Here is a 15,076-nt window from a genome sequence, read left to right as displayed (position 1 = left end):
GCCCCCCCCCGCCCCGCCCCCGGGGGGGGGGGCCCCCCCCCCCCGGGGGGGGCCCCCCCCCGCGCCCGGGCCCCCCCCCCCCCCCCCCGGGACCCGCGCGCGCACGAAAGGCATTGGACAGGGGGCGCTGGCCAGAGCTTTCGACGCAAGGGGTGCAACCAACATGACAACCACCGACGTTCCACGGGTCGCCGCCTATCGCGAGGTGACCGACAAGTACGGACGCGTCTACCGCATCGGCGAGTCCGACATCGACATCATGGGCCGCAAACGCAAGTGGATGGTGATCCTGCCCTGGGTCGGCATGATGGGCATTTCCTCCGCCGAGTACGCGTTCGCGTCCGCCGAGGACACGCTGCACACCGCGCACTCCTGGGCCAGTGCGCACATCTTCTGGATGATGACCGTCTGGGTGTTCTTCCAGGCCGCTGTGGCCTTCCCCGCCGGCAAGCTGCGTGAATCCGGCAAGCTGCCGGCCCGTTTCGCCATGATGCTGGGTGCGGCGGGCACACTGATGGGGTACCTCTCGCTGGCCTACGCGCCCCATGTCGTCGTCGCCTACGTCGGCTTCAGCATGTTCAGCGGCATGGGCGCCGGCATGGTCTACGCCACCTGCGTCAACATGGTCGGCAAGTGGTATCCGGAGCGCAAGGGCGGCAAGACCGGATTCGTCAACGGCGGCTTCGCCTACGGCTCGGTGCCCTTCGTCTTCCTCTTCACCGGCTACATGGACCTGACCAACTTCCGCTGGGTGCTGGTCTCCGTCGGTCTCTTCCTCGCCCTGATGGTGGGTACGGCCGGCTTCTTCTTCAAGGACCCGCCGAAGAACTGGTGGCCCGCCGCGGTCGACCCGCTCAACCCGCCGAAGGACCCGCGCGCGGCACGCTCGCTGCGGATGAACCCGCCGGCGGTCCGCCAGTACTCCCCCAAGGAGGCCTGGAAGACCGGCCGGGTGGCCCTGATGTGGTTCTGTCTGGCGTGCACGTCCGGCGTGAACATCTTCGGTATCGCCTTCCAGGTGGACATCGGCGAGGAGGCCGGATTCGCGGGCGGGATCGTGGCCACGGCCATGTCACTGAAGGCGATCGTCAACGGCACCGGCCGCGGTGTCATCGGCTGGCTCTCCGACCTCTACGGCCGTAAGCGGTGCCTGCTCGTCGTGTGCGTCATCCTGGGCCTTTCCCAGTACGGCATCCTCTGGTCGGCCGAGATGAAGAACCTTCCGCTGTTCCTGGTCTTCTCCTCGATCTCCGGCTTCGGCGGCGGCGCCATCTTCCCGATGTTCGCGGCGCTCACCGCCGACTACTTCGGCGAGAACAACAACGCGTCCAACTACGGCATGGTCTACAGCGCCAAGCTCGTCTCCGGTCTGGGCGCGGGCATGGGTGCCGTGGTCGTCGGCGCCTGGGGACACTCCGGCGCCTTCATCCTGGCCGGCTCCATCTCGCTCTTCGCCGGCTTCGTCGCGCTGTTCCTCAGCCCGCCAGGACGTGACAAGGAAACCCGTCGCATCGCTGCCAACCCACAACCGCTCGGCGAGGACATGGCCTGACATGACGGCAGATCCGTACGCAGCAAACAGCTCGTCCGCACCTTCCGACGCCGCGCATCGTCCCTACCGTGAGGTGACGGACGCGCGCGGGCGCGTCTACCGCGTCGGCGAGACCGACCGCGACCTCCTCGGCCACTCCCGCAAGATCATGGTGTATCTCCCGTGGATCGCCATGATGGCCATCAGCGTCTTCGAGTACGCGTACGGCTCCGCGGAGGACACCCTGTCCCACGCGCACGGCTGGACGCAGAGCAACACCTTCTGGATCCTCAGCGTCTGGGTGTTCTTCCAGGCTGGCATCGCCTTCCCGGCGGGCTGGCTGCGGGAGAAGGGCATCCTGACGGCCCGCACGGCGATGTACATCGGCTCCGGCATGTGCCTGCTGGGCTTCCTCGCCCTGTCGCACCTGAGCGATGTCCGGCTCGCGATCCTCGGATTCGGCGTCATCGGCGGCATCGGCGCCGGCCTGGTCTACGCGACCTGCATCAACACGGTCGGCAAGTGGTTCCCCGAGCGGCGCGGCGCGCGGACCGGGTTCGTCAACGGCGGGTTCGCGTACGGATCGCTGCCGTTCATCTTCATCTTCAACTACGGGTTCGACACCGCGAACTACCACCGGGTGCTGGACCTGATCGGCTGCTACATCGTGATCGTCGTGTTCGGATGCGCGTTCTTCTTCAAGGACCCGCCCAGGAACTGGTGGCCCGCGGAGGTCGATCCGCTGACCTTCACGGGCGACCGGAGGAACGCGGCGAGTCTGGCGAAGAACCCTCCTGCGGCAAAGCAGTACACGCCCCGGAAGGCCATCGGGACGGGCATGCTGCCCCTGATGTGGCTGTCCGTCGTGCTGACCGCAGGGGTGTCCATTTTCGGCATCTCCTTCCAGGTCGACTACGCCAAGGAGGTGGGCTTCGGCCCGCTGGTCGCGGCGTCGTCGATGGGCGTGATGGCCGTCATCAACGGCATCGGCCGCGGTGTCGTGGGCTGGCTGTCCGACCGCTGGGGCCGTAAGTCGACCCTGGTGTCCGTGATCGTCGTGCTGGGTCTCGCCCAGTTCGGTGTGATCTGGGCCGCAGACGTCCGGAGCGAAGGGCTGTTCCTGTTCTTCGCCTTCCTCTCGGGCTTCGGCGGCGGCGCCTTCTACCCGCTGTTCGCGGCACTCACCCCGGACTACTTCGGGGAGAACTACAACGCGACCAACTACGGCCTCGTCTACAGCGGCAAGCTGATCAGCGGCCTGTTCGGCGGTGGTCTCGGTTCCATGGTCGTGGCGGCCTGGGGATACGACGGCGCGTACGCGCTGGCCGGCGGTGTGTCGATGGTGGCGGCGGCGATCGCGTTGCTGTTGCGGCAGCCGGGGCGGACGGCGAGGCCGCAGCCAGTGGGTTGACCGGTCGCGGGCATGAGGAGGCCGCGGGCATGAGGAGGCCGCGGGCATGAGGAGGCCGCGGGCATGAGGAGGCCCTCCCCCCGCTTGGGGGAGGGCCTCCTCATGTGAGTTCCGCTGTCAGCACTTCTCCCGCAGCGAGTGCAGGTGCTCGCTCGAACGGCGGGCGAACGTGAAGGACTCCGTCGGGTTGTCGTGCTCCGCCTGCCAGTGATGGGCGAATCGCTGCCCGCGCAGTCTGGTCACGGCGGAGATGAACCGCTGGTAGTCGATGTCGCCGTCCCCGACGTCGACCATGCGGTAGCCGTAGGTGTTGGCCGGGTCGCTCACGCCGTCCTTGACATGGAAGAGCGGGTAGCGGTGAGGCTGCCTCAGCACGTAGTCCAGCGGCTCGAAGGGGGCGGGTGAGCCGTCGGGCCGCTGCGAGAAGCGGAACTGGCCGGAGTAGGCCCAGAAGATGTCCATCTCCAGGAAGACGAGGTCGGGGTCCGTCTCGGCGAGCAGCACGTCGTAGAGACGGACCTTGGGGTTGTCGGTGGCGAAGGAGAACTCCTCGGAGTGGTTGTGCTGGTAGAACTTCATGCCGCGCGCCTTCGCCGCCGCGCCGTAGGTGTTGAACTCCTCGGCGGCACGCTTCCAGGCGTCGACGGTGGATCCGTAGCGGAACGGCCCGGACGCGGTGCCTATGTGCTTCAGACCGAGGGCCTGGGCGTCGTCGAGGACCTTGGTGAGGTTCTGGGCGAAGGTGTAGGCGTTCGGGTCGTTGGAGTAGTAGCCGACGTGGCTGCCGATCGGGTTCAGGCCGTGGTCGCGGGCCAGCCGCTTGAGCTGGGCGAGGGTGATCGGGCCGGCCGAGCCCTGGGTGTATCCGGCGAACTCGACCTCGTCGTAGCCGTACTTCTCGAGTTCGGCGAAGACGGGGGCGAAGCCGAGCGTGGAGACCTTGTCGCGCAGGCTGTACAGCTGGATGCCGAGTCGGCCGGGCGGAAGGACGGGGCGGCCCCGGCCGACGGTGCGGGAGGACGCGTCGGTGGTGGACGCGGCGGTGGTGGACGCGGCGGTGGTGGACGCGGCGGCGGTCGCGGGGGCCGCCGCGCCCAGCAGGGCGGCGGCCGTGGCGCCCGCCGCGACGCCGAGCATGCCTCGTCTGGTGAGGCGGTGCGTGAGTTCGGGGTCCGTCTGGGAAAAGCGGCTCATGTCTGGAACTCCTTGAGATCGAAGGCCGTTGTCAGTGGTGAGTGCTTCACTGGTGACCAGTCGGAAGAGACGGGCCGGTGGGACCGGCGAGCTGGTGTGTGCCGGTCGTGACCGGTCAGCCGAGACCGGCGAGTTGGAGCAGGAGTGACTTGACATCGGTGGCCGCGACGCGGTCGCCGACAGCGCGGGGGGTGGAGCAGATGAGGAGCGGACCTTCGTCGTCGCTCGCGGGAAGGCGGCCGTGGCTGCCGCGAATAGGTGACGGATCCAGGGGCACGACCGCCATGCGGTAACGCATGCCGAGTTTCTTGCGGGCGAGCGCGGTCGCGGCCTTGACCTTGACGCAGGGGTCGAGGGGATCCATGAAGAGTTCGACCGGGTCGTAGCCGGGTTTGCGATGGATCTCCACGAGTCGCGCGAAGTCGGGCGCGCGGGCGTCGTCGAGCCAGTAGTAGTACGTGAACCAGGCGTCCGGCTCCGCGACGGCGACGAGTTCGCCGGAGCGCGGATGGTCGAGATGGTGGGCCTTCTTGCCCTCGTCGTCGAGGAGTTGCCCAACGCCGGGAAGTTTGTCCAGGGCCGCCCGGGTCGCATCGAGGTCTTCGGGCCGGCGTACGTAGACGTGGGCGATCTGGTGGTCGGCGACGGCGAAGGCACGTGACGCCATCGGGTCGAGGTACTCCATGCCGTCCTGAGTGTGCACTTCCAGCAGTCCCGCACGGCGCAGGGCCCGGTTGATGTCGACGGGGCGGTCGACGCGGGTGATGCCGTATTCGGAGAGCGCGACCACGGTGCGGCCCTCCGCTCGGGCGTCATCCAGGAGCGGAGCCATGGCCGCGTCGAGGTCGGCGGCCGCTTTCAGTGCGCGCGGGTCGTCGGGGCCGAAGCGCTGCAGGTCGTAGTCGAGGTGAGGGAGGTAGCAGAGGGTCAGGTCGGGGTGGCGGGTGCGGATGATGTGGCGGGTGGCGTCGATGATCCAGCGGCTGGAGACGAGGTCCGCTCCGGGTCCCCAGAAGTGGAAGAGCGGGAAGGTGCCGAGTTTCTCGGTGAGTTCGTCGTGCAGGGCGGGCGGCCGGGTGTAGCAGTCGGGTTCCTTGCGGCCGTCGGAGTAGTAGATCGGACGGGGGGTGACGGTGATGTCGGTGTCGGCGCCCATGGCGTACCACCAGCAGATATTGGCGACCGTGTAGCCGGGGTGGGTGCGGCGGGCGGCGTCCCAGAGTTTGTCGCCGGCGACCAGGCCGTTGTGCTGGCGCCACAGGAGTACGTCGCCGAGGTCGCGGAAGTACCAGCCGTTGCCGACGATGCCGTGCTCCGACGGGTGGGTGCCGGTGAGGAAGGTGGACTGGGCGGCGCAGGTGACGGCGGGCAGCACGGTGCCGAGCGGCGCGTGGGAGCCCGACTGGGCGAGCCTCTTGAGGTGCGGCATGTGGTCGAGGAGACGGGGGGTGAGGCCGACGACGTCGAGGACCAGGACAGGGGTGGGGCGGCGCTTGCCCGTGACGTCCGGCGGGGGCGCTGATCGGGTGCCCGGGACTGCCCGGTCCGGTCCCTCGGTCATGGCAGCTCCTTGAGGCCCAGGTCGGTCAACAGGTCGCGGGCGAGGGTGAGCTCGGCGGCGATGCCGTCGGCGAGCTGGCTGCGGGCGCGGGGCCGCAGTTCGGCCGGGAGTGCCTGCCAGGTGTAGGTCTCGACCTCGAGGTGCCGGGTGAGCGGGGTGGGGCCGCCTACGAGGCGGGTCAGTGCGGCCTTGAGAACCGGGAGTGTGGAGGTGAGGGGTGCGGCGGGTGCCGCGTGGAGTGGGACGTGGAAGTGGGCGCGCCACGGGGAGGCGTCGGGGAGGGCGTCGCTTTTGAGGGCCTCGCCGAGGTCGTCGGTGCCGCGCAGGCCGGCGGCGGTGGCGGTGCGGGTCTGGTGCAGGAAGCGGGGTTCGTCGAAGGCGGCGAGGGCCTCGCGGACGTCGGGGAGGTGAGGGTGCTGGGCGTGCAGGGCGGCTGAGAGCTGGGACTTGACGATGGGGACGCGGGCTTGGGTGAGCGCGTCCAGGGCGGTGTGGGGATCTTCGAAGGAGGTGGCGAGGTGACAGGTGTCGACGCAGACGCCGATGCGGTCGTGGCCGATCGCGGTGAGCGGGGCGATGGCGTCGGCGGTGGTCTCGACGATGCAGCCGGGCTCGGGTTCGAGGCCGACGCGGATGTCACGGCCGGTCAACTCCTGCAGGGCGTCGAGGCGTTCGGCGAGCGTGAGCAGGGCGGCGCGGGCGCTGTTCGCGCGGCCGTCGTCGTAGGCGGTGCGCCAGGCGAGGGGCAGCGTGGAGATGCTGCCCTCGGTGACGTCGTCAGGGAGGAGGCCGGCGAGGACTCGGGCCAGGGCGGTGGTGTGGTCGAGGCGTTCGGGGTCCGCCCAGTCCGGCTTGTAGACGCGGTACTTGACCTCTTCGGCACCGAAGCCCTCATAGGGGAAGCCGTTGAGGGTGACGACTTCGAGGCCGCGCCGGTCGAGTTCCGTGCGCAGTCCGCGCAGGGCCGACGGGTCGGAGACGAGGGCGTGGGCGGCGTCCTTGGCGAGCCACAGGCCGATGCCGAGGCGGTCGCGGCCGAGCCGTCGGCGCACGGGTTCGCAGTGGTCGCGGAGTTGGGCGAGGACGCCGTCGAGGGTCTCGGCGGGGTGGACGTTGGTGCAGTAGGCGAGGTGGACGGTGGATCCGTCGGGGTGGCGGAAGCGCATGGCTCACGCTCCAGAGGCAGGGGCGTCGCTCCGGGCGTCGGCCCACGGGTCCGGTTGTCCCGGCGCGCCGGCCTGTCCCTCGGTGTCCTTCGGGGCGCCGCGCAGGATGGAGTTGCCCTCGTGGGTCGCCTCGGGGGTCGCGACGTCGAGGGTGAGTCGGCCGCTGAGGCCGTAGAAGGCGACGGGGTTGCGCCACAGCACCTGGTCGACGTCGTCCTCGTCGAAGCCTTCGGCCAGCATCAGGTCGGCGACCTTGCGGGTCTTGAGCGGATCGCTTCTGCCCCAGTCGGCGGCGGAGTTCACCAGCACCTGCTCGGTCCCGTAGGCGCGCAGGATGGCGACCATCCGCTCCTCGTCCATCTTGGTGTCGGGATAGACGGAGAAGCCGAGCCAGCAGCCGCTGTCCTTGGCCTCCTTGACCGTCGTCTCATTGAGGTGGTCGACCAGAACGCGCTCCGGGGGCAGAGCGGACTCGCGGACGACGTCGAGGGTGCGGCGCAGGCCGGCCAGCTTGTCGCGGTGTGGGGTGTGCACGAGGGCGGGCAGTTCGTGGTCCGCGGCGAGCTGGAGCTGTGCGGCCAGGGCGGTGTCCTCGGCGGCAGTCATCGAGTCGTAGCCGATCTCGCCGACGGCGACGACCTGGTCCTTGACGAGATAGCGGGGCAGTTCGTCGAGGACGGGGACGCAGCGCGGGTCGTTCGCCTCCTTGGGATTGAGGGCGAGTGTGCAGTGATGGGCGATGCCGTACTGGGCGGCGCGGAAGGGCTCCCAGCCGAGGAGGGAGTCGAAGTAGTCGAGGAAGGAGGCGACAGAGGTGCGGGGCTGGCCGAGCCAGAAGGCGGGCTCGACGACGGCGCGGACTCCGGCGGCGTGCATGGCCTCGTAGTCGTCGGTGGTGCGCGACGTCATGTGGATGTGGGGGTCGAAGAGGCGCATCAGGACTCCTTGCCGTCGGTGCCGCGGGTGCCGCGCTCGGCGGCGCGCGCGGGTGGGGTGGCCGTGGGGTCGATCAGGGTCAGGACGCGGTGCAGGTCTTCGGGCACGGGACGGCCGGCGGCGGTGCGCTCAGCGGCGTAGTCGCCGAGCATGCGGGCGAGTTCGGTGTCGCGTCGGGCGCGGCGGTCCAGGTCGGTGACCGTGTCGACGGGCACGCCGGTGAACAGGCACTTCAGGACGGCGTGGCGCCACTGGTGGGGGTCGAGGTGGCGGGCGGCGTAAGGGCCGACGGCGGCGGCGAGGAGGCGGGTGTCGTTGGTGCGCAGGGCGTCCTCGACGAGCGGGAGGGCTTCCGGGCCGGGCACCAGGTGGGGCAGTGCGTGCAGGACGGCGCGGCGTTCGGCGGCGGTGCCCTGGACGTAGACCCGGGTGAGGGCGTCCTCGTCGGCGCGGGCCGCGTGCAGGATGAGGACGCGTGCGGCGTCGGCGTGCTCGGGGCCACAGCGGCGGCCCGCCTCGGCGATGCGCAGCTCCCACACGGAGATGGGCCCGTGGGTGCCTGGTTTCGCCGTGGCCTCGTCGAGAGCTCGGTGCAGCCAGTTACGGGCGGCGGCGCTCAGGCGGGCGGTGAGGTGGACGCGGAGCTCGGCGGGCGGCGTGAGGGCGAGGGTGGTGCCCTGGCGTGCCGACTGGCCGAGGACACCTGCCGGGCCACCGGCGCGTGCGGGAGCGTCCTCGTCTCTTTTGCCCTCGCCGCCTGGAGAAGCCTCCGCGCCCGGGGTGGCGGGGCTGGTGCGGGGGTGGGTCATGAGGTGCTCCCTTCAGGGGTGGCGGAGGGATCGCCGTGGGGCGGGACGAGTACGGGTGTTCCGGTGGCCGTGGCTTCGGCGCGGCGGAGGAACGGGAGGGAGAGTTCGGCGAAGTGGGGGCCCGCGTGGGAGTGGCGGGGCAGTTCGACGACGGTGAGGCCCTGGTAGCCGGTGGCGGCGAGGGCGGCGAGCACGGGTGGGAAGTCGATCTCGCCCTCGCCGAAGGGGAGGTGTTCATGGACGCCGCGGCGCATGTCCTCGATCTGGACGTGGCGCAGCCAGGGAGCGACGGCGCGTACGCAGTCGGCGGGAGAGAGGGGTTCGAGGCACTGGCAGTGACCGATGTCGAGGGTGAGGCCGAGGTGTTCCGGTTCGCCGAGTGTGCGGCGGAGCCGGTGGAAGTCGGCGATGGTGGCGAGGAGGTGGCCGGGTTCGGGTTCGACGGCGAGGGGGATGCCGGCGGTGGTGGCGGCATCCAGGGCGGGGGTGAGGGCCACGGCCAGGCGGCGCCAGGCGGTGTCCGGGTCCGTACCCGGCGGTGTGATGCCGCTGAAGCAGTGGACGGCGTGGGCGCCGAGGTCGGCGGCGATCCGGACGGCACGGATGAGCAGGTCGACGCGGCGGGCACGGGCGTCCGGGTCGGGGTCCAGCAGGGAGGGGTCGTGCTTGCGGCGCGGGTCGAGCACGTAGCGGGCGCCCGTCTCCACGGTGACGTCCAGACCGAGCGCGTCCAGCCGCTGCGCGAGGCGGCGGGTGCGGGTGGCGAGGTCGGGGGCGAGGGGGTCGAGATGCATATGGTCGAGGGTCAGGCCGACCCCGTCGTAACCGAGGTCGGCGAGCAGGGCGAGGGCGTCGTCGAGGCGCAGGTCGGCGAGGCCGTTGGTGCCGTAGCCCAGGCGGAGGGGGATGACGGCCGGAGTCGGGGTGACGGCGGTGGCGTTCTCGGCGCTGGTGGTGTGGGAGCCGTTGCCGTCTCCCCGGGCCGAAGCACCGGTGGACCGCCCTCGGGTGGTCGTCGCGTGGTTCATCCGACGCTCACCTTCCTTCCACGGCGGTCGTGGCCGGGCCCGCGAGGGCTGTCGCCGGGCCAGCGAGGAGCGTCGCAGGGCCCGCAAGGGGCGTCGCCGGGCCAGCGAGGAGCGTCGCCGGGGACGGTGAACAGGCCGGGCGGGCGCAGGAGTTCGGCCCGGGTGGGCGCCGGGCCACAGGGCTCTCCGGGGCCGTCGATGGCCGAGGGCGTGCGAGGCTTGTGGCTTCGGTCACGGCCGCTCCCCGTCAGAACCGGCGTGCGGCGTGGGCGGTTCGGGGGCCGCCAGTCGTTCGGCGAAGCCGGTCAGCGCCGCGTACTGATCTCCCAGCGCCGACGGCCCGTCCCCGACCGGATCCTTGAAGTAGAAGCCCAGTTCGCCGAGGGGGCCGGACAGGCCGGCCTCGTGGGCGCGTGCGGTCAGACGGGCCAGGTCGAGCACGAGCGGTGCTGCCAGGGACGAGTCGCAGCCCTGCCAGATGGTCTGGAGGATCATGCGGGTGCCGAGGAAGCCGTCGAAGGCGATGTGGTCCCAGGCCGTCTTCCAGTCGCCGAGGGCGGGGACGTCGTCGATGTGGACCTCGCCCTCGGGAGGGATGGCGAGCGTGTCCGCCAGCACCCTCTCCTTGCCGGCGTTCTTCGCAGCCGCCGCGGCCGGGTCGGACAGGGCGGCGCCGTCGCCGCCGCCGAGCAGGTTCGTGCCGGACCAGGCGCGCACCGCCAGGGCTCGCTGGGTGAACATCGGGCCCAGGGCCGAGCGGAGCAGTGTCTGGCCCGTCTTGCCGTCGCGGCCGGCGAACGGCAGGTCGGTCGACGACAGCAGGGGCGCGAGCGCCGGGTGGTCCAGGCCGGTCGAGGGGGTGAAGTTCACGTAGGGGCAGCCCGCGCGCAGGGCCGCCGCCGCGTACAGCGAGCTCGGGGGCAGGGAGGTACCGGTGGGTGTGGGCTCGGTGGAGGCGACGTTCACCACGACCGCTCGGGTGAGTTCACACCGCCGTACGAAGTCCCGGATGTCGGAGGCGAAGGCGGCGATCAGTTCGTCCTCATCGCGCGTGTCTCCGGGAAGCGGGCCGCCGGGCCTGATCTCCTGGTCGGCCGCCACGAGTTCGGCCCGTACCGCAGCGGGCACTCCCGGGGGCAGGACGCCGCCTGCCGCGAGGGCCTCCGCGCGTTTGGGCAGGGGGCAGTCCACCGTGTCGTGACCGCCGAAGACGAGGGACGACAGCGCGGGCAGGCCACTGTCCGCGAACATCGGTGTCTCGGTGACCAGGCCCGTCGGGGGGTGCAGGCCCGCGGTGACGGCGGCGCACCCGGCGACGACGGTCGTGGCGACGGAGCCACGTGCCCCGATCAGCCATACGCCGACCCGTGGCACGGACGGCGAAACGGACGCGGACATGGCAGCCTCCTTGTCGAGCGCGTCGTGTGCGAGCCCCATGGCCGGGCCTCCGGCGAGGCCCGGTGGGGTGAAGACGGCGGGCGGGAGTCCGGCGTCCCTCGCCCGCCGCCGCTCAGTCGCCCTGCGAAGTCATGAGTCCGGAGGACTCGGCGATCCTCGTGGTCTTCGCGGGCAGTTCCTTGATCCGGACGTCACGGAAGGACACCTCGTCGTCGGCTCCGTGGTTCTGGATGCCGATGTGTCCGTCGGTGAGGCTCCGGGCCGGGTCGGTGTTGGTGAAGTCGTTGATCTTCACGCCGTTGAGATAGACGCGGAGGCGTTCGCCCTCCACGCGGATCTCATAGGTGTTCCACTCCCCCGGCGGGTTCAGGGCACGGTCACGCTTGTGCAGGTCGGCGGACTTGAAGCCGTACACCGCGCCGGTGGTGCGGTCGGCGGCGTCGGTCGCGTCGATCTGGATCTCGTAACCGTTGTTGACGGCCGACCACGGGTCGTCCGAGGGCGGGAAGCCCACGAACACACCGGAGTTGTCGTCGCCGGCCATCTTCCAGTCGAGCTTCAGGGAGTACGACCCGAAGCCCGATCCGGCGTACCAGAGCATCCCCATGCCGCCGGTCGACGTGAGTGTGCCGTCGCCGGACAGGGTGAAGGAGCCCGGGCCCGCCTGCCGCCAGGCGTCCAGCGAGGCCTGGGTGCCGTCGAAGAGCGGGCGGTAGCCGTTCTCCGGGCGGCAGTCGGCCTGGCCGTCGCCGATGGCCCAGCGGATTCCGCCGAGCAGGTGCTCGCGGAACAGGGGCTCGGCGTAGGACTCCTTGGTGTGGCCGCCCCCGGTGTAGAAGGCGCGGCCGCCCTGGTAGTTCTGGCACCAGGCGATCGGATGGTCGCCGTTCATGGTGCCGCCGGTGTACGAGGACTCGTCGAGGGACGCGAGGACATGGGCCCTCTCCCTCGGGTTCGAGCGGTAGTTGTACCACTCGTCCGTCCGGTTCCAGGTCTGTGCCAGACCCGAGGTCGCCGGGTGGGCGTGGTCCTCGACGTCCACGGTCGCGGGCTGGATCGCCGGGTGCGACTGGAAGTAGGCGCCGGCGATCCCGCCGTAGAACGCCCAGTCGTACTCGGTGTCGGCGGCCGCGTGGATGCCGACGTAAGCTCCGCCGCGCCGGATGTAGCCCTCGAACGCCGTCTGCTGGGTGGCGTTCAGGACGTCTCCGGTGGTCGACAGGAACACGACCGCGGCGTAGCGGCGCAGGTTGCCGGCGGTGAAGGCCGTGGCGTTCTCCGTCGCGTCGACCGTGAAGCCGCCCTGCTCGCCGAGTTGTTTCACCGCGGCGATGCCGTCGGGGATGGAGTCGTGGCGAAAGCCGGCCGTCTTGGAGAAGACCAGTACCCGCTTGCCCTCGTCACCAGGGTGGGAGGCCTGTGACGCGGCCGGTCCCGACACACAGCCGAGGAGTACGGCGGCTCCCACGACTGCCGTTGTCACTCGTTCCGTTGGACGCATGCGCATGCTCCGTCCCTCCTCTCAGCCCGTCGTGAAGGTGAAGTCGTCCACGTCGAACAGGGCGCCGGTACCGCTGCCCTTGAAGACGAGGTAGAGCGTGGTCGTGCTCCTCGGCGCACGGGCAAGATCGGCCGTGACGTCCTGGAAGGTCTCCCAGCCGCCGGTCACCGGCACGGTCGCCTTGCCCAGCAGGGTTCCCGTCGAGGACCCCGCACGGACCTCGAGGGTGCCGCCCGCGCCGCCGGAGGAGATCCGGGCGGTGATCTTCTTGGCGTTGCTCAGGGCGTACGGCGTGAAGGAGATCCAGTCGCCGTTGTTGATGTCGCCGACCGTCCGGCCGCCGTGTGCGGTTGCCTTGGTGATGATCGAGACGCCGGAGCCGTTGCCGAAGTGCTCGGCCTGGCGGTGCCTGGGCTGGGTGACGTTCTGGTCGTGCGTGGTGAGCGGGGCCTGGCCGCCGCCTCCGCCGTCGGTGTACTCGGCGTCGATGACGCCGAAGATGTTGGCGTCCTCGTCATGGCCGCCGTCGGCGCTGGTCTGGAGGCTGCCGGTGCAGCCGTTCGCCGAGGTCAGCGGGTGGCCGTGGCTGTCGTGACCGAGGATGAAGCTGACCTTGACCTTCGAGCAGTCGATCGTGCGGTCCTCCGGGTCGGTCACCTTCACCCTGAACGGGATCGCGTCACCGAAGCTGAACAGCTGCCCGTCCTGCGGCAGTTCCAGCGTCACCTTGGGCGCGGTGTTGCCGACCACGATCTGCACGCTCGCGCTGCCGGTGCGGCCGGAGGTGTCCTTGGCGGTCAGGGTCGCGGTGTAGGTGCCGTTCTTCTTGTAGCGGTACGACGGGTTGGCCGCCGTCGACTTGCCGCCGTCGCCGAAGTCCCAGTTGTACGACAGCGCGTCGCCGTCCTGGTCGGTCGTGCCCTCGGAGGAGAACTGCACCCTCAGCGGCGCCGTGCCGGAGGTCTTGCTCGCCGCGGCCTGGGCGACCGGTGAGTGGCCGTCGGTGGCGTTCTCGATGCGGTAGAGGGCCGAGTGCTCGTCGCCGCCGAACCACGCGGTGCCGTAGTCCAGCACGTACAGCGCGCCGTCCGGGCCGAAGGCCATGTCCATGATCTGGGTGCCGGTCCACGGGACGTCGTTGATCGACTGCACGGCGCCGGAGCCGTCGCTCACGATCCGCTTGATCCAGCGGCGTCCGAACTCTCCGGCGAAGAAGTTCCCGTCGTAGGCCTCGGGGAACTTCACCGGCGAGTCGAGCGAGGCGTCGTAGCGGTAGACCGGGCCGCCCATCGGCGACTCGGAGCCGGTGCCGAACTCGGGCACGGAGCCGCCGTCGTACGGGATCCAGGCGGCCTGCGCCGGGGGAAGGTCGGTCAGGCCGGTGTTGTTCGGTGAGGTGTTCTTCGGCGCGGCGCAGTCGAAGGACGCGCCGGACCGGCCGGTCGCGAAGTCGTAGTCGACGTAGGCGTCGTTGTCGCCGGTGCAGTACGGCCACCCGTAGTTGCCGGGGCCGGTGACCCGGGCGAACTCGACCTGGCCGGCCGGGCCGCGCGCCGGGTCGGCGGCGCCGGCGTCGGGGCCGTAGTCGCCGACGTAGAGGATCCCGGTCGCCTTGTCCACGCTGAAGCGGAACGGGTTGCGGAAGCCCATCGCGTAGATCTCGGGCCGCGTCCTGGCGGTGCCGGGCGCGAAGAGGTTGCCCTCGGGGATCGAGTACGAGCCGTCGGCGTTGACCTTGATGCGCAGGATCTTGCCGCGCAGGTCGTTGGTGTTGCCGGAGGAACGCTGGGCGTCGAAGGCCGGGTTGCGGCCCGCGCGCTCGTCGATCGGGGTGAAGCCGTCCGACTGGAACGGATTGGTGTCGTCGCCCGTTGAGAGATACAGGTTGCCCGCCGCGTCGAAGTCGATGTCACCGCCGACATGGCAGCACAGGCCGCGGGAGGCGGGGATGTCGAGGATCTTCGTCTCGCTGGCCGCATCGAGCGTGCCGTCGGTCTTCAGGACGAAGCGGGAGAGACGGTTGACGCCGTCGAACGGGGCGAAGTCCGCCGCCGTTCCGGTCTCGGGGGCGTCACCGGCCGGCGTGTCGAGTGGGGGTGCGTAGTAGAGGTAGATGAAGCGGTTCTCGGCGAATCCCGGGTCGACGCCGACGCCTTGCAGGCCCTCCTCGTCGTGCGAGTACACGGCGAGCTTGCCCGCGAGCTTGGTGTTGCCCGCCGCGTCGGTGATGCGCAGCTCGCCGTCGCGGGAGGTGTGCAGGACCGAGCGGTCCGGGAGGACGGCGAGCGACATGGGCTCGCCGACCTCCGGCTCGCCCTTGGCGAGGGTGACCTGCTGGAAGTCCTCCGCGGCCACGATTTCCCGGTCGGCTACGGCAGCGCCGGCCTGGGGGGCGGTGAAGGTGAGGGTGGCGCCTGCCAGCAGCGCGCCGCTCAGCAGCGCCACCGCCTTGTGGAAGGACAGCCGTCGTCTGTGGGTCTCGTTTCTGTCGGTGCTGGTGGTGCGGTCGTTCCCGTGCACGGGTGCCTCCAGAAAGGGGCC

General features: G+C 70.6%; 11 protein-coding genes. 2 read left to right on the top strand and 9 right to left on the bottom strand.

Annotation, left to right across the window (positions count from 1 at the left end):
• The first annotated feature begins 163 nt into the window (after window positions 1-163).
• Window positions 164-1,552 carry an OFA family MFS transporter gene (locus ACIBAG_RS18960; protein WP_399106465.1) on the top strand — a complete coding sequence of 463 codons (1,389 nt, stop codon included), beginning with the start codon at window positions 164-166 and terminating at the stop codon, window positions 1,550-1,552.
• 1 nt (window position 1,553) lies between these two features.
• Window positions 1,554-2,942, top strand: a complete 1,389-nt coding sequence (locus ACIBAG_RS18955) for an OFA family MFS transporter (protein WP_399106463.1) — start codon at window positions 1,554-1,556, stop codon at window positions 2,940-2,942.
• A 117-nt stretch (window positions 2,943-3,059) separates the two neighbouring features.
• Here the strand turns inward: ACIBAG_RS18955 and ACIBAG_RS18950 are convergent, their stop codons facing one another.
• The 9 genes from ACIBAG_RS18950 to ACIBAG_RS18910 form a co-directional block, all read right to left on the bottom strand.
• On the bottom strand, window positions 3,060-4,136 hold the full coding sequence (locus ACIBAG_RS18950) for a sugar phosphate isomerase/epimerase family protein (RefSeq protein WP_399106461.1): 1,077 nt from the start codon (window positions 4,134-4,136) through the stop codon (window positions 3,060-3,062).
• A gap of 115 nt (window positions 4,137-4,251) precedes the next feature.
• Window positions 4,252-5,697 (bottom strand): nucleotide pyrophosphatase/phosphodiesterase family protein, encoded by a 1,446-nt coding sequence (locus tag ACIBAG_RS18945; protein WP_399106459.1) that lies wholly within the window; start codon window positions 5,695-5,697, stop codon window positions 4,252-4,254.
• Entirely contained in the window at window positions 5,694-6,863 is a 1,170-nt protein-coding gene (gene eboE, locus ACIBAG_RS18940; RefSeq protein ID WP_399106457.1) for a metabolite traffic protein EboE, read from the bottom strand. Before eboE ends, ACIBAG_RS18945 begins: the two co-directional genes overlap by 4 nt.
• Before the next feature lie 3 nt (window positions 6,864-6,866).
• Window positions 6,867-7,799 (bottom strand): TatD family hydrolase, encoded by a 933-nt coding sequence (locus tag ACIBAG_RS18935; RefSeq protein WP_399106455.1) that lies wholly within the window; start codon window positions 7,797-7,799, stop codon window positions 6,867-6,869.
• Entirely contained in the window at window positions 7,799-8,608 is an 810-nt protein-coding gene (locus ACIBAG_RS18930; protein WP_399106453.1) for an EboA domain-containing protein, read from the bottom strand. Before ACIBAG_RS18930 ends, ACIBAG_RS18935 begins: the two co-directional genes overlap by 1 nt.
• Entirely contained in the window at window positions 8,605-9,636 is a 1,032-nt protein-coding gene (locus tag ACIBAG_RS18925) for a sugar phosphate isomerase/epimerase family protein (protein ID WP_399106451.1), read from the bottom strand. The genes ACIBAG_RS18930 and ACIBAG_RS18925 overlap by 4 nt, the downstream gene beginning before the upstream one ends.
• Window positions 9,637-9,867: 231 nt before the next feature.
• Window positions 9,868-11,034: an inositol-3-phosphate synthase gene (locus ACIBAG_RS18920; RefSeq protein ID WP_399106449.1), complete on the bottom strand. Its 1,167-nt coding sequence runs from the start codon at window positions 11,032-11,034 to the stop codon at window positions 9,868-9,870.
• A gap of 112 nt (window positions 11,035-11,146) precedes the next feature.
• Window positions 11,147-12,535, bottom strand: coding sequence for a ThuA domain-containing protein (locus ACIBAG_RS18915; RefSeq protein ID WP_399106956.1), 1,389 nt, complete (start codon window positions 12,533-12,535; stop codon window positions 11,147-11,149).
• Between the two features lie 21 nt (window positions 12,536-12,556).
• A complete protein-coding gene (locus ACIBAG_RS18910) occupies window positions 12,557-15,055 on the bottom strand; it encodes a PQQ-dependent sugar dehydrogenase (protein WP_399106447.1) in 2,499 nt (832 codons plus the stop codon).
• Window positions 15,056-15,076: the final 21 nt, after the last annotated feature.

It is taken from the genome of Streptomyces sp. NPDC051243, assembly GCF_044455405.1.
Lineage (GTDB): Bacteria > Actinomycetota > Actinomycetes > Streptomycetales > Streptomycetaceae > Streptomyces.
The sequence above is the reverse complement of the archived record's forward strand: the minus strand, read 5'-3'. Positions and strand labels throughout refer to the sequence as shown.